Origin of the sequence: Burkholderia sp. MS455 (assembly GCF_016899445.1) — a bacterium.
In the GTDB taxonomy this organism is placed as follows: domain Bacteria; phylum Pseudomonadota; class Gammaproteobacteria; order Burkholderiales; family Burkholderiaceae; genus Burkholderia; species Burkholderia pyrrocinia_C.
The window spans coordinates 38,633-63,961 of sequence record NZ_CP041780.1 but is presented as its reverse complement, the minus strand read 5'-3'; the positions used below and the strand labels follow the sequence as shown (position 1 = coordinate 63,961).

Sequence of the window (25,329 nt, the reverse complement as noted above, 5' to 3'; positions counted from 1 at the left end):
CCGGCGGCTTTCGTCCATGGTGGCCAATGTAACAGTGGCCACTCCATACCGCATACCGTTTTGGTTCAAGCCTTTCAGCACGTTTGGCTTGTTGTAAATAACGACGTTTATCAGAAGTTCACATGTGTTGGTCGTAGCCGCCCATCCCTAGCACCTCTCCGCCTTCGTGCTGGCAGATTCCACTTCCCCTCACGGTTCGGTGTGCCGGAAACCCGGTGGTTACATTGTCCCTGAAGCTCCACACCGAACTGTTACCGGCTCAGCATGTCCAGGTAGGGAACGGTTGATGGAACAACCGGTTTCATCAAGTCATCAATTCTCCCGTGAAACAGAAACTCAAGCGACTTTCAGGTCGCACGTTGCATTTTTACTTCAATCGACCGAAAACCCTTACCACAAAAGGCTCACTCATCCGGTTTTCGTCGCTTGATCGTGAAAGTCTCAACTTTAGTGGAAATTCGTATCAACTTTTCTTCGTTTGACAGCTTGCGATAAAGCGAAGCGCGCAGCAGTACCCTACTCGCCACTCCGGCTCGCCAGGCGTGCGTGGTACTTCGCTGCCTCCCGCCGCACCCGTGCCTCTTCCGGCGACACATAGATCGAGGTCGTGCCGAGCGACGCGTGCCCGAGCGTGCGCTGCACGACTTCGAGTGCGACGCCAGCGGCCAGCATTTGCGTGCCGACCGTATGCCGGAACGCGTGCGGCGACGAACTGGCCAGTTTGCGCCGCTCGGCCTCGTTCAGGTCCGGCATCACCTCGAGCAGCTGCTTGGTCGCCCACTGCGTGAGTCCGCGCGCACCACGCACCGAATAGCCGCCCATTGTCGTGCCGCGGGTAGGTTCGCCGGCATCGGCGGGTTCGCCGAATTTCTCGCGGGCCCGCGGCGTCGGCGGAATGACCAGCGGCGCCACCAGCGACAAGCCGGGCGGTTCACTTGCGGCCGCAGCGTCGAGATCCTGGCCGCGATCGCACCAGTGCGCGCGTAGCGCGTCGACACACGCGTCGCTGATCGGCACGTAGCGTTGCTTGTTGCCCTTGCCGATCACCTCGAGCAACCAGCTGGCCGGCGTGTCGTCCTCCGCCGGCATCCAGACCAGCGCGCCCCGCGTCGCCGCGGCCGCCTCGGCGATCCGCAGACCGCCATCCCCCATCATCAGGAGCAGCGCACGCGCGGCGCGCCAGCGCGGCCCGCTCGGGCCCTGCAGCTCGCTGCGTTCGGCCAGCGTTGCGCGGACTCGCGTCCAGAGGTCGAGCGATAACGCCCGCTCGACCTGCAGCTTGCGCACGCGCCGGATGACACTGGGATCCGAAACGGCCGCCCACGGGTTGCCGGCCAGATACCGCACCGCCACCAGCCACGTGAATGCCGCGCGAATCGCGCGCACCGCATAGCGCTGGCTTTCCGGCGCCAAGCCGCCCGGCGCAAACGGCCGCCACTGGCGACTCGTGCGCGCGACCGGCGGCCCCGTGAAGCGCTCGCCCGGCGCGGCGAGAAACGCCTTGTATGCCTCGCAATCCTCGACCCGCATCGACGACAGCGCCACGCCCCGCTCGGCCACGCACCACAACACCAGGCGCTCGAGTTCCTTCTTGTAGACCCGCTGCGTCGCGGGCCGGTCGTCGTATCGATGCAGGTACGCCCGCACCGCATCGAGATCGTGCGCAGCCCCGAGATACGCGAACACGGGCGCGCGGTTCGCCCCGTGGGCACCGGACAGCTCGACAGGCAGCGTCAAACGCTCGAGCGGGGCCAGCTGCCCGGCGCCGGCGGTGACGCCTGCCGCCGTGGGTGCGAGTGCGTCGCTGGCGTCGACGTCGACCTCGACGGTCACACCGATCGACGCTTCGTGACGTCTCAACCAGGCGACCAGCACGCGGGCGCGACCGACGCCAACGCGCGGCACCGATCGCCACCATTGCCCGCCGCGGCGGTTCACGAACGCGACGAGCTCGCCGAGCGTGCGGATGCCCTCGCCTTCCAGGCGTGCTGCGACGAGCGAGCGGAACCATCGGCCGACCGAATGCTCGGCCCGTGGCGTCGCGACCGCCCACTGCGCGGCGACCTGCTCGATCAGCTGCAGCGACACCGGGGTCAGGCGCGGCTCGCCGTATTTGGCGATCGCCGCCTGCAGGTGCGATTGCAATACCGGCGACCCGTCGCGCAGTGCGGCTGCCACCAGGTCATCGCGCATCGTGCGCAGCAGCTGCGCGACATCGACCGGCTCGGCGGCGTCGCGATCGAAGTACAGCCGCTCGATCGTCTCGATCGGCAGGCCTTTCACGCGTGCGCGCAGCGCCGTGAACTCAGTGCGGCTGTAGCTCCGCAAGGGCATCTGAGCCAGTTGCTGGGGGCGGTTTGCCATGGCTCAGCCCGCAGGAAGGGGGGAGACGACCACCTCGGCCGCGGTGACGCGTTGAAGCCGCTCGAATGCCGCGACGTAGCGGTGCATCGGCACCGCGGCCAGCTGCGCGTCCAGGCGTGCGAGCCCGTGCTCGACCGTGGCACGCTCGAGGTCGGTCAGCGCGCTCGACTCGCCCCGCTCCGCTCTGCCGACGCACTCTCGGAGGGCCGCCTCGGCCCGTCGATACGGTCCTGGATCGATGGGATCGAGGAAGTACGCGAGGGTGATCGCGTTCATCAGGGTCGCCAGCTGCGCGACGTCGTCGTGCGCGTCGCGCAGTGCCGCCAGCGCAACATGGTACTTCAGCTGGATCCGACGCAGTTCACCGGCCGGAATCGGCAGCAGCTGCGCCTTGGTCAGCGGCCGGCGGCCGCGTGAAGAAGCTTTTCGCATAGTCAACGTGGTTCGAGAAACGACGCGTCGACCGCGGCGGCCAGGCGCGCCACGTCCACGTCATAGGTTGGCCGCTCGGCGGCCGCCAATCCTTGCAGCGCACTGGCCCGCCACCGGTTGAACGCGCCACGTGCGATGGCCTGCGCGAGGTCGGGCACGAGCGCCGCGTTTCCTCCCACCGGATTGGAGCGTGCGCGGTCGCCGAGAATCTGCCACTCGGCGAGTTCCGTGAACTACGGATACGACATCATGATTGCCGCTCCTGTGGCAGACGCACCGGGCACGCGTCGGCGCCGTGGTGTGTGAGCTGGATCCGCCGCCGTTCGGCCGACGGCGTTGCGACGGGGTGCGCGGCGCGCATCACCGGCCTCGCTGGGCGTCCTGAAGCATGGCGACGACAGCGGGGTGCGCAGGGCCGCCCCGAGCGCGACATAGTCCGGATGGTCGCCCCGCGTCTCTGAAAACACGCATGCGCTGCCCCAACCCATCGCGAACGCCATCGCCTGCGCCGGGGTGCTGTGGTCGAGCACCGTGCTGGCCACGACGTCCGCGATCACCGCCTGCTCGTGCGGTGCCGGCGCACGGCCCAGCTTCGGTTTGATGGCTTCGCTCACGCCGGTGGCGACCAGGCTGATCAGGTCGATGCGCGGCAGGTAGGCCGCCAGCTGCTCGGCCATGCCTTCCTCGAGCGCCAGCGTGAAGCCCTCGCGGAACAGCGGCGCACGGTCATATGCGATGCGCAGGCAGCGCATTTCGTGCGCGTCGACGGCGATGTCGGCCAGCCGGCACGCGTGCCGAACGTCGTAGGCCTCAAGGCGCACATTCCGATCGTCCCCAGTCAGCGCGGGGCGCGCCAGCACGCTCACGATCACGGTCGGCGAACCGAGCACGTCGGCCGAGCTGACCGGGATCAGCTGGATCATGTAATGCGGGCCTTCGAGTGAGACGCCGGCCTGCAGGCGCTGGACTTCGATCATGGAGGGTTTCCTCGTGGTGGGTTGGTGAAAGCCGTCGTGGTCACAATCGTTGCGGCCTGGCAGCGAAATCACGCTGGTCCGGCCGGTGCACCGTGGGCCGCACCGAGTCCTATCGGTGCGCGCCCCGGCACCCGGCGCGTATTGCGTGCCGCGATCCCATCCCGCGCGTCGTGGGTCGCGACGCACCGGCTGCGTGCCGTCTCGCCACGCTGGCGATGGCTGCCAAGCTCGACCCCACCGAAGAACTTCATCTGCCATAAGGTGATGCGCGGATTGGTGCGCAGGTACACGCCACGGTACTCGAACACACCGTTTCCGATCGTATGTTCGACGCGGCCCCCGGCCTCGCAGCGCGCCAACCGGTCTTCGAACGTTGCCTGCCCCGGTCACGTCAACCTGTTCGCGGACGCCACCGCGTGCGGGGCAATCGGTCGAGGCCCGTGGTGCCAGGCGAGCCCGAGCGCGATGTAGCCGCACACGCGGGCCCACTGTTCGCCGTCGATCGGCGGTTCCGGGTCGGGATCGAAGGACAGCCGCCGCATCGTCTCGATCAGCCAGCCCTTCATGCGCGCGCGCAGCGCGGTGAACTCGGTCCGGCTGTAGGTGCGCAGTTGCAGCTGCGCCAGCTGCTGAGGACAATTGGCCATTCCGCGAGTGGGTTATGTCAACGCCGCACGCAAGTCGGCCAGCGTAATCATGACCGTCATCGGATTCAGCGGTGATGGCTCAAACCCCACCTGCAGATAGAAGCGCTGCGCGTCGGCCGACAGCGCATGCGCAAGCAACCCACGAATCCCGATGGTGTCGGCTGCCTGCATCACGCGCAGTCCCGCGTCGCGCACCAGAGCTCGGCCCAGCCCGTGCCCTTGCCAGACACGGTCCACCGCGAGCCGGGCGAGCACCACCACCGGCACCGGGTCCGGCATGTTGCGGCGAAACCGTCCGGGCGCGGCCGCGACATCCACCGCACCGGACGCGAGCGCGTAGTACGCGACGACGCGCTGGTCGTCACAGACCACGAAGGTACGCGACCCACCGTTCGCGTGATTGCGCAGCGCCCGTCGCTTGAGCCAGTCGTCCAGGCTCGGTTCCCCCGAGTCGAAGGCTACCAACGCCCCGGCCTGCGCGTGTTCCGGCGTAATCGGTGTGGGTGCGCGCAATGTCATGCAACCGGTCCCGCGGGGCCGTCCCAGGGGGCGGGCGTCTGCATCGTGCGCCGCAACGGGGGATTGGGCGCCGGCGGCGCCTCGAGCCGCGCGACGAACGCGGCATAGACCTCGGGACGGGCGCGCACCAGCGTGGCTTCGAGCAGCGTCTCCTCAGCAGCGGCCCGTGCGGCGGCCAGAATGAAGTCGGTGCGGTTCTGCCCGCGCGCGGCAGCGGCACGATCGATCAGCTCACGTTCGTCGGGTTGCACGCGCAGGTTCAGGGTGTCGCGCTTGGTCGGGGGGCTGTGGGTCGCGGACATGAAGGATTCTCCGGTCAACAAGGGCTTCAGTATACACGCCTCGTACTGACAATGTCAGTACAGAACAGGGGAAAATGGCGCTGCGAATCGCACGACGGGGGTTTTGTTCCATTAAACGCAATGCCGATAAGAGGACTTATCGGCATTGACCGCGCGCCACAAAAACCCGGCCGCGGCCGGGTTCCCGCTCACACAACTAAATTTGTTACTAGTTTTCAACTAATTTTGTTACTACCGGTCATCGGTAGGGCGCGGAGCCGCCGTGGGCAGTCTTTCGGCTGGAGATGCGTGGCAAAACACTGTTGGAGTGGGGGAGTGGTTCTCCCGTGACGGAACAGGAACCGCTACGCGTCACGGTTCAGGACGTACTACCTGCGCCTGCGCGCGGCGATAGCAACGTGCCGCCTCGGCTAGCTTGCTCGCGTCGTCCCAGAACCCTCGCTCGCCCCGCACACATGCCACGAAAAACCGATAATCCGCCGCCGATCGTGCGGCGAGCGGCTCGGGTACAACAAGCGGTACCGACGTCGCGGGCGGCAGCGCAACCTGGCAGACGCGGCGATAGACCGTCGCACAACGCCGGAGCGCCATGATCGCTGCGGCGGGCGTGGCGGCCAGCACCTGCAACCGGGCACCCTCCACGCGCGCGACAAAGCGACCGTCGGCGGCCCGATAGAGCCAGCACCAAGGGCGTCCAGCAGGCAGCCCCAATAGTCTGCGCCGCCGCAGATCGCCATTGGCTGGCGCGATCGCGTCGATCACGTGCCATCCAGCGTCGTCGGACCAGGTCAGGCACGCGCCCCGGCTGGCCGCCCACATCGTGTCTCCACGCACCTGTCGGCGGGCCGCATCAGTTGCTTGACGCGTCGCTTTGTCGACATGGTTGGCTGCTGCCCAGGTCGCCTGACTTGAGGAGACGAAGGCAAGCCCGGAGGGCGTCACGCGCGCAAGCCACGCGCTGTCGCGCCAGGACGTGATGGGCGCGGTGGCCGACCAGTCGGCCACACCGGATCGCGCAGAAGCCGTCGCGCGCGCCTGCGCGTCGCGCCAAGCGGAGCCCAGGCTTACGCGCGCGGCATGGCAAGCGAGCCAGTGTCGGGCCTCGGCCTCGACATCCGCCGTGCCTCGGATTAGGCAATCGGCTGCCACCGGCTCGACGAAATTCGCTCTAACCCCCTGCGGCGGCGGCCGATCGGGCCAGCGCCGCTGTTCGATGCCGGACTCGGTCGCGCGCCCCCAGAGCAACTCGACAAAGGCTTGACGCGCGTGATGGCTACCGGCCACTTGCTCTGCAATCACCAGCGAGTCGCAGGCTTCGATGAAACCAGCCACCCAACGCGCGCTGCCGGGTGCCAGATGTCGTCGGACGTGGCGGGCGAGCGCTCGGTAAACCGTGATGGCGGGCGTCGTCGGCCAATACGACGTCCGCTCATAGTTTCGTGCGACGGTTTCCTGCGACACGGGACGACGCAACGGTACTGCGGGGACCCGGGTGCCGTACGCTACTGCCGCGGCACGGATCGAGGGAATCGTCCGGAAACACGCGGGAAATGGCACGCCGAGTGTGTCGGCAGCGGCGGCCAGCCATGCGATGCTGTCGGCCGTTGGTTGACGCAAGGCCTCCTCTAGTCGAGCGGGGCGGATCAGGCTCGACATCGCTTCCAGCCAAGCGGCAACTGGATCGAGACAGCGGGTGGCGGCCGGGGTGAGCAAGGGCTGACGGCAAGTGTCGCGGGTAAAAAAGTGCAGTCGACCGCATCGGCAACTGCCTGCCGTCCCGTAGTCGGTCAGCGAGCGCAACCTCGCAGGAAATGGCGCTCCACAGTGGCAGCGATCGACGAGTGGTACACCGTGAATCGGGCACGTATCGAGCAGCGCGATGGAAAACAGCGCGGCATGGTAGCCAGCCGCCAGACAGGCCAGGCACAGTCGCGGCCGCGGCACAACGAGCGCGCAATCCAGCCAAGGTGGGAGCGCACCGAGGGACGACCACCGAAAGGCAGTCGGCGACTCGCCAAGTGCGAGCGCGAATGCCGTCTCGTCAACATGACCGCGGTTCTCGATCAACTCTACGTTAGCGGGCGGGCGAGCCAGGCACGACGGTAAGTCGCGCGGATGCAGCGCATTGAGTGCACAGGCGCGTAGCACCGTGTGCCAGAGCGACGCGTACGGCAGCACACTACCGGTGTGCCACGTCAAGCGGACCTCAGGCATGGCCGGATTCTCGGCGACCTGCGCCGCGCAGTGCCGCGGTCGCCGACACCAGCGCCATCAGCGTGCGGTGGCCGCCATTCTCGACGGCGGCTTGCCAGGCCGTGGCCGATGTCTCTGAGTCAACGTCCGCGCCGCTGGCGACGCGCAGCAACACGTGCCGGCACGCGTGCGCGACGGTTTTCATCGGGAAATCGACCGGTCCCGCGTACCGCGGCGGCAAGGCGTCCTGCATCGCCAGCATCAGCGCCTCGGCCTGATCTGCCATCCGGAACCCGCCGGCCCACGGACGTGGCGCCAGGCCTGCTGTGAACGAGCAACCGGAACCGGCTGGCCATTCACTACCCTCGTCGTAGCCGCGCATTACATAGGCGAGTTCGTCTACCGTGCGTACGCCGTGAAACGGGGCGGACGCCAGCATGAAGCGCGCGGCAACATGAGCACCCCCAGCCAGTGCCATGCCAAGGGGTTCGTCGAAGAACTGCAGCGACGCGATCGAGAATACGCACAAGCGAATGCGTTGCTTTTCGAGCAGGCTATGCAGTTCGACGAGCCACAGCCATTCGCGCTGGCTCATGCCTTGCGCTTCGTCGATCACGAGCACGAGAAAGCGGCCACCGCCTTGCGCGGCAAGCTCGATCCAGCGCTCGACAAGCATGGTCTGGCGCTCGAGCGGGCTGCGCCGCGCCTGCGCCAGCCGGTGCCCGCTGGCCTCGAGCAGGTGCGCGTAAAAGCGTCCCACGGCCGTTGCGCTGCCTGAGTCCGTATGGCTCCAGACGACGAGCGGCACATAACCGCCGTAGCGCTCGGACAGCAGCCGCTGCAGCCAGTGGTCGACGGCGCTCGACTTGCCGAAGCGCGACGGCCCGAAAATAGTCGCGCCGTCGATCTGGTCGTCCAGCCAGGTGCCGATACGCTCGACCATGTCGTGAATCGCGACCGTGAACAACGAATAGTCGCGCGTGACGACCGGGTGATCGCGTGGCACATGGGCGGCTACGAGCGGTTCCGCAGGCCCGGAAAACGTCACCATTGCTGCGCTCTCCGTATCGGTGGCAACGGCGCGGGAGGACGCGGCTCCTGCGCCACGGGTGCCGTGGCGACGGCAGCCTCCTCGGGGCGTTTGGCGAGGCTCACCATCGATTGCCCGGCGAGCCGCTCCGCGTGCTGCTGCAGGATGCGCCGCGCCTCAAGATAGGCGGGGTGTACCGGCAGTTTGCCCGCAGGCGCCGCTTCCGCGTACCGGATCAACGCCTCGACTGCGTCGCCGTGGTTCGCCAGATGCAGCAGCCGGCGTTTTTCGAGCGCGCGAATTGCCTCGCGCACGTACAGCGAATGCGGCGTGCGGTGCCATGGGGGTGCAGCGCGTACCACGCCCACGAACTGCCCACGCTGGGTCGACACGGCGGCATAGCGCGCATCGTCCTCATTGTCGAGTTGCAACCAGAAAGCCTGGCCTAGCAGATCGGTACGCAGGCATAGCCACTCGGCCGAGTAGCGGGCGTTGGCGAAGTTGAAATGCGGGCGGCGGCCGGTCTTGACGCCGCCGAGCAGCGTACAGAGCTTGCGCACGCCGACTATGCGGCGCACCGCATCCGGATCGGCCGCCCGGGGCGTCCACGTCCCTTCAGTCATCAGGAATTCGAGCTGCTCAAGGGGGCTGCGGTAGCCCAGCCCCGAGTGTGGCGTCGCGTTGTAGTTGGCGATCAGCGTGTCGAGCAACTCCTGCGCGTATTCGAGCTGAAACTGCGTGGCAAGTGCAGCCGCGTCCGGATCGGCACCGCGCTTATCGGCTGGTGCACTGCCGGTCGTGGTCGATAGTCGATGAAAGCCGCCGGCCGCCAGATGCCCGAAGAACGATTCGACAAACGGCCGGTCATCCTTGCTGTGCCGACGGCTATAGCTCGCCGGATCTTGCGGCTTGACGAGCGTCGCGCCAACCACGTCGCGCAGCACGCCTTCAACGCGCGCGCAGATATTGGCCAGCGCGCCGTCGACACTGAATTCGTTCCAACATGCACCGGCGAGCGGCGGAAGTCGATACGAGGGCAGACCCGCGCCCGGCACGTAGGCTGCGTCGCCGAATTGCAGGTCGCGCGGCACCCACGGCACGAGCGCGCAACGCACGGCGCGCAGCACATCCTCGGCGGCGCACTCGCGCCGCAGGCTCAGGTGGTAGCCGAGCACCGCGCGCGAGGCGACTTCGACCAGCACTACCACCCACAGGCGGTGAATCAAGCGCGGCTCGGTGCCCCCATGCGGGGACGGCACCATCACCGTCATGCGGGCGTCGAGCTTGTGCGCATCGCACTCGACGCGGTCGAACGGCGCCAGCGGCGGCCGGCGCGTACCGTCGCTGGCGCGCGCCTTGCGCACCGCTTCCTCTCCGCCGGCCAATTGGCGCGCCCGCGCGGGATGCTCGGCAAGCACGCGGTCAATGTAGCGGGTAAGCGTGACGTAGCCGCGTTTCTCGACATTGAATGGCCACTCGCCGCGCCGCTCGAAGCCGCGCACACGCAATTCAGCCAGAAACCAGCGGAACACCGCCATGCGCGGCCGACGCGAGGCTTCTAGGTCACTACGTTTGCCGAGTATCCGCTCACGCAGGCGCTCTTCGAGGCCACGCCCCGCAGGCGACTCGAACACCCACTGCAGGGCTCCCACGGCTCCGCCGCTCCAGGCGTTGAGCTTGAGCGGTGCAGTTCGTTCGTAGGATTTGATGCGGGTATATGGCAGGAGGCCTCGCCAGCCGTTGACGCGGCCATCCGGGTGCGTTTTGAGGCAGCGCTCGGTCAGCAGCCGGTACGTCTGGACGCGGCCCAGGCTGCAGGCCGCTTGGATTTGGCGGTCGGTCGCGCCGTTTAGGTACAGGCGGATCGCGCGCTCGCGTCGCCGATAGAGCGCGCGTCGCTCGGCGGAAAGCGCGAGCTCGTCGATCGACGGCCAAGCGGCAAGATCGACGTCGTTCAATCCCGTGCCGTCGTTCAAGGAACCGCCTGCCCGTAAGCGTGAGCGTCGTGCCATCGGTCGCCTCCGCCAGCGCATCGACCATTACGACACAAGATTAGTTGAAATCGCGCAGTACGTTACAAATTTAGTTGACGTCGCGGACGCGATAGTTACAGATTTAGTTGAAATCGCATCCGGCAGCTTCGCTTTGTAGATCAAGGGATTGCCGGAAATGCTGCGCCGCACCGGATTGGTTACAGATTTAGTTGTGCAAGCGGGTTCGACGTCGTTCAGGACCGCATGATCAGATACACGGCCAGCAACGGCAGGTTCGCCGCAGCGATCGCCACCAGCGGGTGAAACAGCCCGTAGCTAGCCGGCCAGAGCGCCGACAGCCCGCGGTCGACGGCCGCCAGTGCGATCAGCGCCGCTCCGGCCGCCACGCCCCTGCCCCACTCGCCTACCTTGAACTGCATCCCTGTCAGCGTCATCGTCGAGCTCCTTGGGGTTCGCTGGGTAAATGTTATCGCTCCGGTCGGATCCACCGGTCCGCTGGCGCCGGCGTTAGGTCGCCGGCCGCAACCAGTTTTCGACCGGCAGGCCGGCGACACGGGTAAATTCAGCCGTATTGTCCGTGATCAGGACGGCGTCGACCGCCAGCGCGTGCGCGGCGATCAGCATATCGTTGGCCCCAATCAGTTGGCCTTGCTTCTCGAGGTCGGCCCGCAACCGGCCGTAGCACCGGTCGGCGTCGGGCTGCAACGGCAACACAGTCAAGCTCGCGAGCAGTTGCTCGACCCGCTGCGCGAGGGTGGACGAGCCACGCTTCCAGACGCCAAATCGCAACTCCGCCGCCACGATGATCGAGGTGCACATGTGTTCGGGCGGTGTTTGCCCGATGCGGGTGGCGCAGGCGCCACGCGGGTCGCGGATCACGTTCGACAAGATGTTGGTGTCGAGCAGATACAGCGTCATTCGATGTCGACCGGTTCAGCCGGCAGGCTATCGATGTCGGGAAACGTTTCGTCCAGCGGAGTCCATTGGGCGAACAGCTCACGCAACGGCGCGGCCTCCACGGGCTCGATGATCAAGCGCCGGCCTTCCCGGTGGATGGTGACTTCCGAAACCGGCAGCTCGAACTCACGCGGGATCCGCACGGCCTGGCTGCGCCCATTGCGGAACAGGCGCGCATGGCGGGTGTCAGGTGTTGGCATGGGACGACTCCTATTCAAACGAAACGGCATATGTCACAGCATATCCCCGTTTGGTTCGGTTCGCAATCAGCGCCGAGGCGCCTCTCGTAAGGATAGTTATCGGAGGTAGCACTTTTGCACCCGGCTCGACACGCGGAAAACCGTTCTGTATACAGATATATCTCCATACAGAACAGTTTGACCATGCCCTTCTTTACCCCCGCCGATCACGACGCAGCCGTGCAGGCGATGCTCGAGCACCCCGAGATCGGCAGCCGCCAGCTGCGCGGCCTGATGAGCGGCATCAAGCGCCGCGCCCGCGCGCGCGGTGATCGCGTTCGTCCAGGCGATCGCCCCGCCCCCGCCCGATTCGACGATCGCGACGACCCGACAGCTGATGCGCGTGCTGTTTGGCCACGCGGTGTCGGTCAACGACCTGCACCGCCACTTCGCCACGCCGGGCCAACGATCGGGCCGACCCCGCGGCGCTGGCCGCCTGGCTGACGCTCCACCAGGAACGGCTCGCGACCGACGCCGATACCTGGATGGTCGAGTTGGAGATCGCCTAGCAGCGATTCACGGCGGGAGCCGCGGAGGCCGCCGGCGAGATTCGGACCGCCAGCAGGCCGGAACGACGCGGCGAAGCCTAAGCGGCCACCTCCCGTCGCGGACGTGGTCCAATGTTGTACAGAGACATATCTCCGTACAGCATTGGACCGTCTATGAAATCCCCGGCCGCGGCCGGGACGATCGTGGGCAAATATCGTCCTGTCGCCTGCCGGGCACCACCGGCGGGTGCCGGTCTACAAATGCCGGTCGACGTCCATCCGCTGGTGCAGCACGCGGATCACATCAAGGGTCTCGGTCGTTTCGCGATAGAACACCACGTGAGAGCCCACCGGATAGCGCCGACAGCCGTCGCCCGCGCGGCTTGACCGGCCCACCCACTCGCCGGCCGCCAGCCGATCGAACGCCGCGGCCAACTCGCCGACATAGTGCTCGGCCAGCTCGAGCGACCAGCGCTCGAACGTGTAGGCCCAGATATCCTCGAGATCGTCCTCAGCCAGCGGTGTCAGGCGTACCGTGCGAGCCTTAACCGACATGCTTGGCCCGCATCCGGGCCAGGAACGCCTGGCTGTCGAACGTGGCCGGCGCGCCCGAAGCGTCACCGGCCTTCAACGCTTCCTGCAGCGCCCGCAACTCGGCTTCCTGCGTCTCGAGTAGGCGCAGGCCGGCCCGCACCACATCGCTCGCAGAGCCGTAGCGGCCAGACGCGACCTGCGTGTCCACGAACTGGGTCAGGTGATCCCCCAGCGAGATTGAAGTGTTCCGTGCCATCGCGCACCTCCTTATGATGGAACCATTTTATACCAAATTTTGGTATCACTCGTACGGGATCGAGGCGCGCATCTTATTTAGTAGGCGGCGCTATTAGACTCCGCATCCCGTTCGCCGGGTCAGAATCCATGCTGTTTAAGGGTATAGCGCCACCACGGGCGTTGTATTGTACGAAGCCGAAATGGACGCGCGCCGGTCGTGCCGTACAGTCGGGCGTCCACTGGCAAACCGAAACCACTTCGCCGGAATAGACCGATGACCACCATTACCTACGGAGAGTCGTTGCGTATCGAAATGCGCACGTATTTTTCAATGGATTATCTGACCGGCGCCGCACTGCTGGCGAGGAAGGTACTGGAGATTGAGGCCACACATACACATACGTCGCTATCCGTGCCTGAGACGCAGCGCGCCGAACACAAGGCGTTCGCGACGGCATCGATCATGATGAGTTCTACTGCGATCGAGGCCTTCGTGCACGAACTGTTTGCCGAGTGCAGGGACTAGGGCGCCCGGAATCACATGAATCTTCGTGGGGAGCAGGCCGCGCTGATTGGTCGAATCTGGTCGGAAGTGGCACTAGTTGAGCGGGCATCGGCGCTGGAAAACTTCGAGACGATCCTGCTTTTGCTGGGGTTGCCGAAGCTCGACAAGGGGCGCGACCTGTACCAAAGTGCGAGCCTGCTGACCGACCTGCGCAACGCTCTGATGCACTACAAGTTGCAGAACCGGGAGGTGGGGCTGGATCCCGATGAGAATGCTAGCGGGGACAAGCTCGCGCAGTTTGAGAAGGGACTGGGAGGCCGTTTCGCGAAAAATCCACTGACGAGAAAGGGTAATCCGCTCTTTCCGGACCGGATGATCGGACATGGGACGGCTGAGTGGAGTGTGAATACCGCAGTCGCGTTCCTGGACGGCTTCTGCCAGTCGCTATCGGCAATGCCGCCCTACGAGCACATCCGTCCGACATTCGCGACCCGATGAACCACGTACGCACCGCGATACAGACGGTAAAAGCACCAGCAACCCTTGTGCCGACATCGCCTCACGTTCCCTTTATACGTCGCACCCGGCCAGATGCAGCGGCGGCCCCGTTCCCGCGCAACTTCTTCGCTGCGACACCAGCTTTGCGGGCGCCGTCATTTATTTGCTCCAGTCGCCAAGATTGCTTGCTCAAAAGAGCCGAAGATGACTCGAAAGCCAGACGAGGACTGTCGCGCGTTGAACAGACTTTTCCCGACCTTCCAATGACCCCGTCCTAGCCTGTGCGGACGAGGTGGTAAGGTTCGCAACCTCGGTGGATGAGATCCGGCGCCCTGCCAGCATCGCGTCTGGGGCAATCTAGGCCGCAACTAGGATATTGCGCTGCCCCAGCTGCTGGGGCAGTGGCTTCAACCCCGGTTGTATTGCTGCGCAGTACGCTTGGCCAATGGAAACCATCTTTCCCGCAAGCGTGAAATACCATGCTCGATTATACGGAGGGACGCTCGATAGGACGCGTGTCCCCAATGGGGACACTGTTGGCTTTTTCGCCGACCAATAGCCAGCGGGCCGCTGGTGTCCCCATTGGGGACACCAGCCGGCGCCCGAAAAAAAGCCCGCGAACTGCGGGCGTGGGCGGAACTAAAGAGGTGTCAGTCTGGAGCAGAAAACAGCTGCGAAATAAGAGCCCGGATCTTCTCTTCCTTTTCTGATGTGAGCATCCCCGCCTTGATCTTCACCGTAAAGTTTCCAGCGTCCCTGGTGATCGAACCTGCCTGATTCTTTCCCGCGAAAATTTTGTCGATCTGGCGATCGCTCACGGCGGCCGCCTTGCCATCGCTTTCGATTGCGAGCTTCATCGTCTTCGCAAGCTTCGTCTGATCGAGCTCACCGGCAACCACCTGCGCCCATTGCTCTTCAGCAATCTCGATCGCACGCCCTTCACGATTTCGAAGAACGGCGACAACAGCCTCCGCGGCGTGGGCACCGAGTAGCCGGGGTTGAAGCTCAAGGTCCTTGAGGATGAAGGCGGGCAATTCCGCGAATGCCAAATACCGATAGAGCTCGGAACGAGAAATTCCGAGGCCCTCGGCCATCCGCTTCCGATTCGGAAACTCCTTCTCTGTTTCGCGGACCGAGCGAGCGATCTCGTAGTCGGTAAGACCATCGCGAACAACGTTCTCGACCAAGGCTAGCATCGCCATATCCTGGTCCGAGATATCGGTAACCACTGCTTTGATCGCGTCTTTCCCGATCATCTTATGCGACCGCCACCGTCGCTCCCCAGCCACGATTTGATAGCCCGACGCAGCCTTTCGAACGATGATCGGTTGAATCAGACCCGACTCGCGAATTGACTCCGCGAGCTCGGTGAGCTTCGCCTCATTGAAGACCCGCCGGGGCTGCCACGGATTGGGCACGATGTCCGCCACCGGTAATTCGTGCGAAGTCGTGTTCCGCTCCAGCTCCGAGATGCGCGCCTGCGCAGTCGCGAGTGCCGCTGCCATTCCGGGCGCAGTTCTCGGGGTAGCAGGCTTCTCAGGCTGCGCTCCGAGCTCGATGTCCTTGGCCGCACGCAAGCCCGCTGTCTTGCTCATCATCCGTTCTCGCAGGTTACTCATGCCTCCGCCCTCCAGCGCGCGACCGACTGGTCGTCGATCCATTTACAGTGGTCCATCAACGGTTGCTTCACCCGCGCCAATGTCTTCGCGACTCCGTCGGATCGAGAAAGGTCAAAGACTGTCGACAGCGCCAGCGCACCATTGCTCATCACGGAGCTTGCAGGGATTTCAGTCGCCGAAAGCCAGTCTCCGTACGCGCGTTGAGCCCAGACTCGGACCGCTGGGGCCGACGACACCGCGCCGTAATCCACCTTCGAGAGCAATACCGAAATGAAGTCATAGGTCTTGTCGAGCTCGTGTTCGACAAAGCCTGCTGCAATTTCGGAGAACAGCGACCAGAACGATACCGACGAGATGAAGTCAAGGCTTTCCGGAACGAGAGGCATCACCATCGCGTCTGCGGCCATGAGCCCGTTCAAGGTCAAGTAGGACAGCGAAGGTGCGGTGTCGAGGATGATGTAGTCATATTCAGAACGAAGCGGCTCAATGCCGCGACGCAGAACTGACCAGAATTCGTATCCCGGATTTTCCTTCTGAGCTGTCGGCAGGTGGAATTCGGCATCATGCAGATAGTTGTGCGCCGGAATGACGTCGATCCCATCCCAGTAGGTGGACTGAACCTTTGACGCCATACCACCCTCAATGGTGGGGTCATAAATGAACGGCAGCACCGTGTCTTCCCACGTCACATCCTTTTCTGCATACAACCCGCAAAGCTCAGACAGAGATGCCTGCGGATCCAGGTCAATGACAAGGACCCGGCGGCCGCGCAAGCTAAGTGCCTGAGCCTCGCACATTGTGATAGTCGTCTTCGTCGAGCCACCCTTGAAGTTTGCCGTGATGAGGACCCGGCCGCGATGCTGCCCCTTACCAGTTACGAGCGCAGTCTGAAAGATGTTCGAAGCCTTCTGCACCCACGTGCGCGCTTCAGCCAGCGTAAAGATGCGAGCGCGGCCCGAACCGTGAGCTTCGCCAGGCGGCAGATCGCCGCCTTCCTTCGTCGCCATATAGTTGATCTTCTGGCGATCAAGGCCACACATCTCGCTCAGTTCGCCGATCGTGAATACAGGCGGGTTCTTGCGGGGCCGCGGGGCCAAGATGTCCTCACGAAGCTCGTCGGTCATCACGGACAATCGTTTTGCAAACTCGCCGAGCTGAGATAGCTTCACCTGCCGCTCGACTGCTGGCAACTCGCTTATTTTCATTAGACGCTTCCTCTTGAGTTCAACGGTGAGGTGATTTTTTTTACGCTCACCGCAGATTTATACGGTTCTGCAGTTTTTAAACACGAACCGTAGAATACTCGCTAGACCGAAGAATGGCTATGTAATTCGCGTCGGGATCTGATTATTTGCACGCTCGGCACCAAATACCGGCGTCCATTGGCTTTCCAGAGCGAACAGAAGCACCGGAGCAGGTGCAAGGTGAGGTGATTTGTGCGGTGGATACTCGGAGTATGGCTTTGCCTGCAACGCCCTCGAACACAATATCCCTCACCTTAGGCGGCCCATGCCCCGGGGGGGTTGGCCTCGTTTAGGCGGATTACACAATCCACCTCACCATCGATCGCGGTCTGTAAGCCCCAGGAACGCCGGAAATACCAGGTCGCTCCGCACTTTGAGCTCGTGAGAAATCTGGTCGTCATCCACGGGCTTTCTCGCCCGGGTGTCCCTCTGGTTTGCCGGGTTGGTTGTTGTTGTAAACAAAGAAAACCAACCAACCACTAACAGCACAGGCGCAGTCTTTATAAATCAATACGTTAGGTTCGCGAGGTGAGGGGTTGTGTGCTGAAGGCGCTGTGGATTGAGATGGAAGGTGAGGAGAAGTCCATAGAATGGTGAGTGAAATTGGCGACTAAGGTGAGGTTTTTGGGCGCGGTGGTGAGGCGAATGGGCTAAAAGGTGAGGTGATCTGTGGAACCCACGCGGTAAAGGTGAGGTTGTATGTGTTGACAGTTCACTTTGCCCCCGGTACCTTACGCTCCAATATGACAAATGCAGCGCGATGGCGGAGGACGGCATGGCAGAAAGAGGGCAATTGGCGACCTCTCAGCAGTTGGCGCTTGCCCTGTTCGATGATGCGTCGGCAGAAGGGCTGCCCGTCGATAGTGCCCGGTCAGACATTGGTTTTTCTCGTAACAACGTCCTTATTCGAATCGTCGACCTAGGTGTGGCCGCCCGCCGCTTGATCGATGCAGCATACTTCATTGTCGCCTACGACGAACGGCCCCGTGACCTCTATGACGTGGAGCTGGACTACTTCAAATGGCTCATGCGCTACTCGAGCCGCAACAACACCCACCTCGAGCAGGTCATCACCGAGGCACAAAAGGCCCTTATCCAAGCGACGGCGCCGGCGGAAGCTGACGGTGAACGGCCCTTCGGCTCGACACAACTGATCGGCCGGATCTCCTACCAGGGCGGCCGCTTTCAATTTCGTGTCCCGCCCGACCTGATTGGAATTATTCGAGGGAAGGGTAAGTCGCATTGGTTGAGTCTGCGCATCACCTCGATGTTCACCTTGTCCTACGCGCGGGTGATGTATGACCACTTGCTTCCGCACGCGGATGATGGGCAGACGGACTGGATCCCGCTCGACGAGCTGCGTGGGTGGCAGGGAGAGATGGGCGCGAATGCGCAGGTGTTCAAGTACTTTAAACGAGACTGGCTCGAACCTGCGGTCCAGCAGATCAACGAGGTTTCCGACCTCTCCCTGGCGTACGAAACGCGGAACCTGCCGGGTTCGCGAAAGATTGGCAGTCTCCGATTCCGAATCAGCCGCAAAGATCTCGCCGAACGGATGTTGCATACGCACGAGCACGCCAAGGCAATCTATCAAACCCTGAAGCAGGAGTTTGGCCTTTCGACAGCGCAGTTCAATCAGATCGTTGGCGATCGAGATACCTACACCGATGCTCATCTCGAGCAAGCGATCGACCGTACTCGCTTCAGCTTGAAATTGGGCAAGGTGACGAAGAGTCCGGCTGGCTTTTTCATGAAGGCTCTCAAAGAAGGTTGGGCAGTCTCCGACGCCGAGCGTGAAATGGTGCAGGTTCAGCAATCTCTTATTGAGCGTGAGCAACAACAGACCGAAGCAAAAGCACAAGCTCGAAACCGCGTAGCACTGCAGGCCGCAGCACAGGAGGTGAGTGCACAGGAACGGATGGGCGATGAGGTTCGGCAGGGCTGGGATGCGTACGAGGCCGCGACGCCGGAACAAAGAGAGGATTGGCGTCGCAACTACAAACGGACTCCGGCTGCGAAGCTTACGATGCGTCGGTTGAGTATCGATCCGATGGCCGACTTGAATGAGGCCTCGCTTTCGCAACATGAGGCCCTGCGAGCGGCTTTCTCGCTCTACGTCTTCATGCAGACGCGTTCGGTTCGAGCAAACCTCCGGTGAGGGCGCCTGGAAGTCAGGTGAATCCCGTTCTTGCAGACAGGGGCGGTGAGGTGCGATGAGGTGCGGTGGACTAGACTAAATCTGACAGTGGTTGGTTTTTCATGCTGGCGCGCATTGGCGCGAAGGGCGTAGCCCGTAGCGGCAATGCGCGCCGCGAACAGCAAGGAGTCCACCATGACTCAGGAGCAGAAGGTAATTCGTGCCAAGGTCGGCATACTCGAGTTGGCCCGACAGCTCGGCAACGTCAGCCAGGCCTGTCGCGTGATGGGTTACTCGCGCGACAGCTTCTACCGATTTAAGGAACTGTACGATCGAGGCGGTGAAGCTGCGCTGCAGGAGATTTCCCACCACCGGCCACTGCTCAAGAACCGCGTGGATCCGCAGGTCGAGGCCGCCGTTGTCGAACTGGCCCTCGAATTGCCAGCCTACGGTCAGGTGCGTATCGCCAACGAGGTCCTCAAACGGCATGCGCTGTCCGTCTCGCCCCAAGGCGTCCGTAGCATCTGGTTGCGCCACGATCTGGAGACCATGCCGAAGCGCCTGAAGGCCTTGGAAGCCAAGTCCGCCCAGGAGGGGTTGGTGCTGACCGAGGCGCAGCTCGTCGCGCTCGAACGAGCCAAGCACGAGAAGGAAGTGCACGGCGAATTCGAGTCCGAATGTCCGGGCTACTGCGGCGCGCAGGATACGTTCTATGTCGGCAGCCTCAAGGGCGTCGGCCGTGTCTACCAGCAAACTTTCGTCGATACCTACTCGAAGGTTGCGTTCGCCAAGCTCTACGATCGCAAGACACCCTTGCCGGCGGCGGACCTGCTCAACGATCGCGTTGTCCCGTTCTTCGACGGCTTCGGCATTCCGCTGCTACGCGTGCTGACAGACCGCGGCACCGAATACTGCGGCAACCCCGAGCATCACGAATACGAGCTGTATCTGGCCTTGGAGGACATCGACCACACCCGAACAAAGGCCAAGTCGCCGCAAACCAACGGGATCGTCGAACGGCTGCACAAGACCATGCTCAACGAGTTCTATCGCATCGTCTTCCGCAAGAAGATCTACGACTCGATCACCACCTTGCAGACGGACCTTGATGCGTGGCTCGACCAGTACAACAATGAACGAGAGCATCAGGGGCGCTGGTGTTACGGCAAGACGCCGATGCGCACTTTCCTCGATTCGCTCGATCTCGCCAAGGAGAAACTCATCCCCCATTGATGACTCGTTCTTTGTCGGCCCGACTACCTGTCAGATCAAGTCCCGGCTAATACAACTTCGGCGCCGGGCCGATGCTGACGGTCGACGGGATTGAGCTCAAAACCTGGATCTTTGTGATGACGCTGTGCTGGTCGCGCCATCAGTACGCCGAGATCGTTCCGGACCAGACTGTCGAGACGTGGCTGGCCTGTCACCGGCGCGCCTTCGAATGGTTCGGTGGCGTACCGAGCCGGGTCATCATCGACAACGCGAAGTGCGCGATCATCCGGGCGTGTCGCTACGATCCGGCCGCGCAGCGCTCCTACGCCGCCTTGGCCGAAGGGTATGGATTCCGGATCGACGCCTGTCCGCCGCGTGATCCCCAGAAAAAGGGAATCGTTGAGGCGGGCGTCAAATACGTCAAGAAATCGTTCGTGCCGCTGCGCGAGTTCCGCGACCGGACCGACGCCAACCGGCAGTTGCGCGAGTGGGTCATGCAGCAGGCCGGTACCCGCACCCACGGCACCACGCAGGAGCAACCGCTGACGCGCTTCGCGATCGAAAAACCGCTGCTCATGTCGTTGCCCGACGTGCCCCCGAAGCTGTCGGTCTGGGAATGCGTGAAGTTGCACCGCGACGGCCACGTCGTCTACAAGTACGCGCGGTACTCGGCGCCGTATGCGTTGGTCGGCAAGGAGCTGTGGCTGAAGGCGACCGACACGGTCATCCAGCTGTTCCATCGGCACGAGCTCGTCGCCACACATCCGCGACGACCCGCCGGCGGCCGCCATACCGTGCAGGCCCATCAGCCGCCCGAGGCGCAGGCCTGGCTCGAGCACGATCCGCAGTGGTGCCTGGCGCGCGCCAAGGAGATCGGGCCGTCGTGCCACGACGTCGTCCTCGCGCTGTTCCACGACACGGTACTCGTCAATCTGCGCGGCGCGCAAGGCATCGTCCGGCTGCGGGAGAAGGTCGGCGATCAGCGGCTGGACGCCGCCTGCGCTCGAGCACTCGCCTTCAACAGCCCGAAGTACCGCACGGTCAAGGGCATCCTCGACAAAGGGCTCGAGAGCGAAAGCGTGCCCAAGCCCGCGGCGGCGAACGCCGACACGTACCTGAACGGCGGCCGCTTCGGCCGCGATCTCCACTCGCTGCTGCTCCATTGATCCCATGAACCCCAGTCCAGAACTGAACACCATCCTCAAACAGCTGCGCCTGTCCGGCATCCTCGACTCGCTCGAACTGCGCAACCGCGAGGCCATCGACGGACAGCTCGCCTACACCGAGTTCCTCGCGACACTACTGCACGACGAAGTTGCGCGTCGCGAGAACAAGAAGCTCAACGCCCGCCTGTCGCGGGCCGGCTTCGCGATGGGCAAGACGCTCGAGACCTTCAACTTCGATCTGCTGCCGAACCTGAACCGGGCCTATGTCCACGATCTCGCCACCGGCCGCTACCTGGACGAGAAAGTCGGAATCCTGATGGCTGGCCAGACCGGCACTGGCAAGAGCCATCTGGCGCAGGCCTTCGGTCACTGCGCCGCCCGTCAGGGGCACAACGTGCTGTTCATCTCGCAAACCGAACTGCTCAAAAAGCTCCACGCCGCGCGGGCCACCGACGCCTACGACAGGAAGTTCCAGCAGTACGTCCGGGTGCCGCTGCTGATCATCGACGACTTCGCGCTCAAGCCGCTGCGCGTGCCGCACGACGAGGACTTCCACGATCTCGTTGCCGCCCGGTACGAGCGAACTTCGACCATCCTGACTTCGAATCTCGATCTCGAGGAATGGGGCGCGGCCTTCCCTGACAACCGCATCCTCGGTGCCGCGACGCTCGATCGATTACGCCACGGCGCCTACCGGCTCGTGTTCGAAGGCAAGAGCCAGCGCAGCCAAAGCGACGCAACCCTCCATGAACCGCATCGACGATGGCCCCTATCCGGCGCGCGGCGCTGACACCAACCATCCCTGGGTCCTCGATCGCAATCAACCACGACCCCGCTGCTTGATCCGTTTGAGAGAGGCTCTGGCGTTTCTCACCGCCAAAGCCCAACCCAGGACTCATCATGCAGATTGACGCCGGTTAGAACAGCTTGCTGCGTACGTTTTCTCAAGGCCTAGTCGAACACAGCACCTGGCTGCAAAGTGAGCGCCTCCAGGGTCTTATCGTGTATGTTTTGCATGATGCCTTGACATATTCGACTGACTTGAAAACTTTCGCCCACATACATCACACGCAAACGGTTTTTCTCCAGCATGCGTTCGCGCATGCGACTTAAGATTATCTGCGCTTCTAAACGGTGCATTGCAGATGCTGCATATGTACGGCTTCTCCCCGGTATGAATTCGATTATGCCTATCAAGGTTTCCCCAACTCTTGAATCTTTTGTCGCAATGACTGCACGCATAGGGGCTTTCTCCCGTATGCGTTCTCTTGTGCTCCTTGAGTCGAGTCGATGTTTTAAACCACTTGGCACACACATCGCAAACAAAAGATTTCTTTTCGGCGTGCTCCTGCTTATGCCGAGAGAGAGAGGCTGCGCTAGGAAATCTCGAATCGCAGGCCGTGCAAGCATACGGTCTTTCGATGATATGCCTTATTTCGTGATTCTTAAGATCCCTGGAACTCCTGAACCATTTATCGCAAACACCGCAAACGAATGACTTTTCATCAACATGATCCTGATTGTGCATTGCGAGACTTTTTTTATGCTTGAACTTGGCGTCGCAAATCTGGCACATGTAAGGCTTTACGTCCGAATGAGATTTCTTATGCTCCTTAAGATCGCTCGACGCCCCAAATAATTTCCCACAGGTATCGCAAGCAAAGGCCTTTCCCTCCGTATGCATCTTTTTATGCCTTGCGAGGGATCCTGGATGCGTATATTTCGCCCCACAATCCTGGCAAGTGTAAGTCACCTTTCTCGCATCCGACAGATTTTCCTCATTAAAGCTATTCAGCCCATCAGGAGGCCCATCCTGGGAATCGATGCCGAGGGACTCTTCCCTGAGATGTGCTTTCTTGTGCCGAGCGAGGGTAATTGAATTACCGAATACTTCATCGCAACTCGTGCATGAGTAAGTCCTCCCCTTATCATGAGTGAGCTGATGCATTTTCAGGGCACGTCGACTTGAATAGGTTTTATGGCAGACATCACAAACGAACGTTCGCTTCTCAACAGAAATCGGTGCGTGCTTCCCAATGAAATTCGAATCTGGAGTACCTTTGCCATGAGCCTTGTGCGGATGAGATTGTTCGCCGACGTGACTATGCTGCTGATGTCTTTTGAGCGTGCTAGCCGTTGCATAGCCGTTCCCGCAAAACTCACAAATATTCGGTATCTTATGCTCCTTAAACATGTGGTTCTTCCACCCATCCGGGGTCTTGAACTGCCGACCGCAGAGATCGCACGGAGCCGGCCAATCCGCGTTAGCGCTGGCCTGCTCCTTCTTTTGATTCTTGGTGCGGCGCGACCTCTTTTTGCTGACCGGAGGCGCTGCATGAGCCGCCTCGCGCGGTAAAATCACCGCGTAGTGATGATCCGTCTGCATGACTCGAATGAGCCGCGTCGGGTCCGCCGGGCACTCATTCACGACACCATGCTCGTCCATATAGGACGGCACGAATGCCCCATTCGCATCGTCCATCGAAATCGCCGTGATCGGGCGATACATCGCCACCACGAACCCCTCGTCGCCTCCTGCAATCCCATAGGCCTCATTCAGGTTCCTGATCAAGCTCCGACCATGGCCGCCTCGGTCCGCATCCAGCGCGAGCATCGCCGTCAACATCCCGCCATGTCCCGGTTCATCAACGAAAGTTTGACGCTGCTCTTGCACGGCCTCATCCAGGGTGGTCTCCTCAATCAGGCGCCGCTGCGTTGCTCGAGCCCCCATGTTCAATGCATACAGCGAGCAATTATTTCCTCGACCACTCGTCTCCTGGATCTCCAGTTCCTGCGTGGCAAGCCACTCGACAAATCGCGCCAGATACCGATCTTCCAGTTCACGCTGCACCGCGAGTGCGGCCTCGTACGACGCGTCATCCACGACGTCTTCGGCCGCGCCATCTTCGTTCAACACCGCCATCGCCTGTGCCAGGACATCCTCGACCTGTCCTGGCTCATCGGTCTGTGGCTCGGGGTCATTCAACACCTGCATGGCCGTTTCCAGGATGTCCGCGGACTGTCCCGGCTCATCGGCCTGTGTCCCCGTGTCGGCCAGCGCAACCGACGGGTATGCGGAATCCGGCGACGGCATCATCTGCGCCTGATCATCAGCACCGGTGTCGACCATGTCGACTGCCATGGGCTGAGTGTCTGGCATCATCGGACTTGTCGTGGGCGACTCCGACATCGGCGCGATGGACGACGGCGCGCGCGCTGCGCGCTGCTCCTCCTGCCTGATCTTTCCGATGTAATCCGCCACCGTATTCACCCGCCGGAGCAAGGCTTCCTCGGGCCGACGCTCGCCCGACGGTCCCGTCACAAACGCAGACCAGTCGCTGCGATGATGCGCCTGCCGGCTACCACTCGAATTCATCAAGGCCGTGAGCGCCCTGACGGCCTCACCCCGCTTCCAGAAATATTGCGCATACGCGCTAACCTCATGCGGCGACAACCCCTGCCCCTCGGGTACAGCGTGGACGATCGGTTCAAGACTCGACCACGGCGAACGTTCTGCGTGATCCCCTCGACCAGGTGCAGGCGCGGGAATACTGATCGCCTTGCCCCAACCCCTTGACTGACCTGGCAAACCGGGGAACGCTCGAATGGCTCCGCTGGCATCCTGAAGGTGAATCGGATGTTTGATCCTCCAGGCGAGATAGCCGACCGCCGTATCAAAGTCGCCCCGGTCGGCATTCTCCGGCCTGCGCAACCATTCGCTGAGCTGCTTCTTGATCTTTTCGCTGCTTTGAGTGCGAGAGCCTGCTTCGCCACTGTCGGCCTGTTCATGCTCATTGCGCCGGCGACTTGTTCGGCCTGAACCGCCTGCGCGCCCCCCCTGGTTCTTGTACATATGCCTGATTTCCTTGACATCCAATACCCATTCACCACACAGTTTGAATGAGCAAAGGTGATTTAATTGGATAAATCAAATATTTTCAAATTTATGCGAAAATTAACCTCAGAATAATAATGTGACCGCAATATTGCGCGGCGCCTGACCAGAATCCCAACACTCAATGCCTCCTCGACTGC

At 62.6% G+C, this 25,329-nt stretch carries 24 protein-coding genes and 1 pseudogene; 6 read left to right on the top strand and 19 right to left on the bottom strand.

The features are described from left to right. Positions 1-516: 516 nt before the first annotated feature. From FPJ27_RS35625 to FPJ27_RS35550, 16 genes are all read right to left on the bottom strand, one after another. Complete coding sequence (locus FPJ27_RS35625) at positions 517-2,364, bottom strand: site-specific integrase (RefSeq protein WP_204426464.1); 1,848 nt, start codon at positions 2,362-2,364, stop codon at positions 517-519. A gap of 3 nt (positions 2,365-2,367) precedes the next feature. Continuing rightward, positions 2,368-2,796: a hypothetical protein gene (locus tag FPJ27_RS35620; protein ID WP_204426463.1), complete on the bottom strand. Its 429-nt coding sequence runs from the start codon at positions 2,794-2,796 to the stop codon at positions 2,368-2,370. Positions 2,797-2,798: 2 nt separating this feature from the next. Further along, positions 2,799-2,954, bottom strand: a complete 156-nt coding sequence (locus FPJ27_RS35615) for a hypothetical protein (protein WP_204426462.1) — start codon at positions 2,952-2,954, stop codon at positions 2,799-2,801. 75 nt (positions 2,955-3,029) lie between these two features. Then, complete coding sequence (locus FPJ27_RS35610) at positions 3,030-3,773, bottom strand: hypothetical protein (RefSeq protein WP_204426461.1); 744 nt, start codon at positions 3,771-3,773, stop codon at positions 3,030-3,032. 386 nt (positions 3,774-4,159) lie between these two features. Continuing rightward, entirely contained in the window at positions 4,160-4,420 is a 261-nt protein-coding gene (locus tag FPJ27_RS35605) for a hypothetical protein (RefSeq protein WP_204426460.1), read from the bottom strand. Positions 4,421-4,432: 12 nt separating this feature from the next. Then, positions 4,433-4,939, bottom strand: a complete 507-nt coding sequence (locus tag FPJ27_RS35600; protein ID WP_204426459.1) for a GNAT family N-acetyltransferase — start codon at positions 4,937-4,939, stop codon at positions 4,433-4,435. After that, positions 4,936-5,241 (bottom strand): DUF1778 domain-containing protein, encoded by a 306-nt coding sequence (locus tag FPJ27_RS35595; RefSeq protein ID WP_204426458.1) that lies wholly within the window; start codon positions 5,239-5,241, stop codon positions 4,936-4,938. The genes FPJ27_RS35600 and FPJ27_RS35595 overlap by 4 nt, the downstream gene beginning before the upstream one ends. A gap of 351 nt (positions 5,242-5,592) precedes the next feature. Beyond that, on the bottom strand, positions 5,593-7,455 hold the full coding sequence (locus FPJ27_RS35590; protein WP_204426457.1) for a hypothetical protein: 1,863 nt from the start codon (positions 7,453-7,455) through the stop codon (positions 5,593-5,595). Then, positions 7,448-8,485 (bottom strand): ATP-binding protein, encoded by a 1,038-nt coding sequence (locus FPJ27_RS35585; RefSeq protein WP_060715300.1) that lies wholly within the window; start codon positions 8,483-8,485, stop codon positions 7,448-7,450. The genes FPJ27_RS35590 and FPJ27_RS35585 overlap by 8 nt, the downstream gene beginning before the upstream one ends. Beyond that, on the bottom strand, positions 8,479-10,440 hold the full coding sequence (locus tag FPJ27_RS36725) for a hypothetical protein (RefSeq protein ID WP_239483409.1): 1,962 nt from the start codon (positions 10,438-10,440) through the stop codon (positions 8,479-8,481). The genes FPJ27_RS35585 and FPJ27_RS36725 overlap by 7 nt, the downstream gene beginning before the upstream one ends. Before the next feature lie 251 nt (positions 10,441-10,691). Then, positions 10,692-10,892: a hypothetical protein gene (locus tag FPJ27_RS35575; protein WP_204426456.1), complete on the bottom strand. Its 201-nt coding sequence runs from the start codon at positions 10,890-10,892 to the stop codon at positions 10,692-10,694. A gap of 73 nt (positions 10,893-10,965) precedes the next feature. Continuing rightward, a complete protein-coding gene (locus FPJ27_RS35570; protein WP_204426455.1) occupies positions 10,966-11,376 on the bottom strand; it encodes a type II toxin-antitoxin system VapC family toxin in 411 nt (136 codons plus the stop codon). Beyond that, positions 11,373-11,615 carry an AbrB/MazE/SpoVT family DNA-binding domain-containing protein gene (locus FPJ27_RS35565; RefSeq protein WP_204426454.1) on the bottom strand — a complete coding sequence of 81 codons (243 nt, stop codon included), beginning with the start codon at positions 11,613-11,615 and terminating at the stop codon, positions 11,373-11,375. The genes FPJ27_RS35570 and FPJ27_RS35565 overlap by 4 nt, the downstream gene beginning before the upstream one ends. 96 nt (positions 11,616-11,711) lie before the next feature. Beyond that, positions 11,712-12,026, bottom strand: coding sequence for a hypothetical protein (locus FPJ27_RS35560; RefSeq protein ID WP_204426453.1), 315 nt, complete (start codon positions 12,024-12,026; stop codon positions 11,712-11,714). A gap of 371 nt (positions 12,027-12,397) precedes the next feature. Beyond that, positions 12,398-12,697, bottom strand: coding sequence for a type II toxin-antitoxin system RelE/ParE family toxin (locus FPJ27_RS35555; RefSeq protein WP_204426452.1), 300 nt, complete (start codon positions 12,695-12,697; stop codon positions 12,398-12,400). Further along, entirely contained in the window at positions 12,687-12,932 is a 246-nt protein-coding gene (locus FPJ27_RS35550; protein WP_204426451.1) for a type II toxin-antitoxin system ParD family antitoxin, read from the bottom strand. Before FPJ27_RS35550 ends, FPJ27_RS35555 begins: the two co-directional genes overlap by 11 nt. A 255-nt stretch (positions 12,933-13,187) precedes the next feature. On the opposite strand from FPJ27_RS35550, the gene FPJ27_RS35545 reads away from it, so the two are divergent. Together FPJ27_RS35545 and FPJ27_RS35540 are read left to right on the top strand one after the other, a co-directional pair. Continuing rightward, complete coding sequence (locus tag FPJ27_RS35545; protein WP_204426450.1) at positions 13,188-13,439, top strand: hypothetical protein; 252 nt, start codon at positions 13,188-13,190, stop codon at positions 13,437-13,439. Positions 13,440-13,454: 15 nt separating this feature from the next. Beyond that, complete coding sequence (locus FPJ27_RS35540; RefSeq protein ID WP_204426449.1) at positions 13,455-13,916, top strand: hypothetical protein; 462 nt, start codon at positions 13,455-13,457, stop codon at positions 13,914-13,916. 650 nt (positions 13,917-14,566) lie between these two features. On the opposite strand, the gene FPJ27_RS35535 is transcribed toward FPJ27_RS35540, so the two are convergent. Together FPJ27_RS35535 and FPJ27_RS35530 are read right to left on the bottom strand one after the other, a co-directional pair. Further along, positions 14,567-15,535 (bottom strand): ParB/RepB/Spo0J family partition protein, encoded by a 969-nt coding sequence (locus FPJ27_RS35535; RefSeq protein WP_204426448.1) that lies wholly within the window; start codon positions 15,533-15,535, stop codon positions 14,567-14,569. Continuing rightward, complete coding sequence (locus FPJ27_RS35530) at positions 15,532-16,740, bottom strand: AAA family ATPase (protein WP_204426447.1); 1,209 nt, start codon at positions 16,738-16,740, stop codon at positions 15,532-15,534. The genes FPJ27_RS35535 and FPJ27_RS35530 overlap by 4 nt, the downstream gene beginning before the upstream one ends. Positions 16,741-17,554: 814 nt before the next feature. Between FPJ27_RS35530 and FPJ27_RS35525 the strand changes: the two genes are divergently transcribed. The 4 genes and pseudogenes from FPJ27_RS35525 (at position 17,555) to istB (ending at position 22,084) form a co-directional block, all read left to right on the top strand. Then, positions 17,555-18,937 (top strand): replication initiation protein, encoded by a 1,383-nt coding sequence (locus tag FPJ27_RS35525; RefSeq protein ID WP_204426446.1) that lies wholly within the window; start codon positions 17,555-17,557, stop codon positions 18,935-18,937. Between the two features lie 174 nt (positions 18,938-19,111). Then, positions 19,112-20,149 (top strand): IS481 family transposase, encoded by a 1,038-nt coding sequence (locus tag FPJ27_RS35520; RefSeq protein WP_048985688.1) that lies wholly within the window; start codon positions 19,112-19,114, stop codon positions 20,147-20,149. A gap of 53 nt (positions 20,150-20,202) precedes the next feature. Next, a pseudogene (gene istA / locus FPJ27_RS35515) lies at positions 20,203-21,294 on the top strand (IS21 family transposase); the annotation flags it as partial. A 4-nt stretch (positions 21,295-21,298) separates the two neighbouring features. Next, on the top strand, positions 21,299-22,084 hold the full coding sequence (gene istB, locus FPJ27_RS35510) for an IS21-like element helper ATPase IstB (protein ID WP_204426445.1): 786 nt from the start codon (positions 21,299-21,301) through the stop codon (positions 22,082-22,084). Between the two features lie 207 nt (positions 22,085-22,291). On the opposite strand, the gene FPJ27_RS35505 is transcribed toward istB, so the two are convergent. Then, positions 22,292-25,171: a C2H2-type zinc finger protein gene (locus FPJ27_RS35505; protein ID WP_204426444.1), complete on the bottom strand. Its 2,880-nt coding sequence runs from the start codon at positions 25,169-25,171 to the stop codon at positions 22,292-22,294. Positions 25,172-25,329: the final 158 nt, after the last annotated feature.

Excerpts from the sequence above, each read along its gene's own strand:
- FPJ27_RS35530 (WP_204426447.1), bottom strand. The coding sequence starts at position 16,740 with ATGAAAATAAGCGAGTTGCCAGCAGTCGAGCGGCAGGTGAAGCTATCT.
- istB (WP_204426445.1), top strand. The coding sequence starts at position 21,299 with ATGAACCCCAGTCCAGAACTGAACACCATCCTCAAACAGCTGCGCCTG.
- FPJ27_RS35575 (WP_204426456.1), bottom strand. The coding sequence starts at position 10,892 with ATGACGCTGACAGGGATGCAGTTCAAGGTAGGCGAGTGGGGCAGGGGC.
- FPJ27_RS35610 (WP_204426461.1), bottom strand. The coding sequence starts at position 3,773 with ATGATCGAAGTCCAGCGCCTGCAGGCCGGCGTCTCACTCGAAGGCCCG.
- FPJ27_RS35555 (WP_204426452.1), bottom strand. The coding sequence starts at position 12,697 with ATGTCGGTTAAGGCTCGCACGGTACGCCTGACACCGCTGGCTGAGGAC.
- FPJ27_RS35565 (WP_204426454.1), bottom strand. The coding sequence starts at position 11,615 with ATGCCAACACCTGACACCCGCCATGCGCGCCTGTTCCGCAATGGGCGC.
- FPJ27_RS35620 (WP_204426463.1), bottom strand. The coding sequence starts at position 2,796 with ATGCGAAAAGCTTCTTCACGCGGCCGCCGGCCGCTGACCAAGGCGCAG.
- FPJ27_RS35525 (WP_204426446.1), top strand. The coding sequence starts at position 17,555 with ATGGCAGAAAGAGGGCAATTGGCGACCTCTCAGCAGTTGGCGCTTGCC.
- FPJ27_RS35600 (WP_204426459.1), bottom strand. The coding sequence starts at position 4,939 with ATGACATTGCGCGCACCCACACCGATTACGCCGGAACACGCGCAGGCC.
- FPJ27_RS35540 (WP_204426449.1), top strand. The coding sequence starts at position 13,455 with ATGAATCTTCGTGGGGAGCAGGCCGCGCTGATTGGTCGAATCTGGTCG.
- FPJ27_RS35590 (WP_204426457.1), bottom strand. The coding sequence starts at position 7,455 with ATGCCTGAGGTCCGCTTGACGTGGCACACCGGTAGTGTGCTGCCGTAC.
- FPJ27_RS35550 (WP_204426451.1), bottom strand. The coding sequence starts at position 12,932 with ATGGCACGGAACACTTCAATCTCGCTGGGGGATCACCTGACCCAGTTC.
- FPJ27_RS35545 (WP_204426450.1), top strand. The coding sequence starts at position 13,188 with ATGACCACCATTACCTACGGAGAGTCGTTGCGTATCGAAATGCGCACG.
- FPJ27_RS35595 (WP_204426458.1), bottom strand. The coding sequence starts at position 5,241 with ATGTCCGCGACCCACAGCCCCCCGACCAAGCGCGACACCCTGAACCTG.
- FPJ27_RS35520 (WP_048985688.1), top strand. The coding sequence starts at position 19,112 with ATGACTCAGGAGCAGAAGGTAATTCGTGCCAAGGTCGGCATACTCGAG.
- FPJ27_RS35535 (WP_204426448.1), bottom strand. The coding sequence starts at position 15,535 with ATGAGTAACCTGCGAGAACGGATGATGAGCAAGACAGCGGGCTTGCGT.
- FPJ27_RS35625 (WP_204426464.1), bottom strand. The coding sequence starts at position 2,364 with ATGGCAAACCGCCCCCAGCAACTGGCTCAGATGCCCTTGCGGAGCTAC.
- FPJ27_RS35605 (WP_204426460.1), bottom strand. The coding sequence starts at position 4,420 with ATGGCCAATTGTCCTCAGCAGCTGGCGCAGCTGCAACTGCGCACCTAC.
- FPJ27_RS35585 (WP_060715300.1), bottom strand. The coding sequence starts at position 8,485 with ATGGTGACGTTTTCCGGGCCTGCGGAACCGCTCGTAGCCGCCCATGTG.
- FPJ27_RS35570 (WP_204426455.1), bottom strand. The coding sequence starts at position 11,376 with ATGACGCTGTATCTGCTCGACACCAACATCTTGTCGAACGTGATCCGC.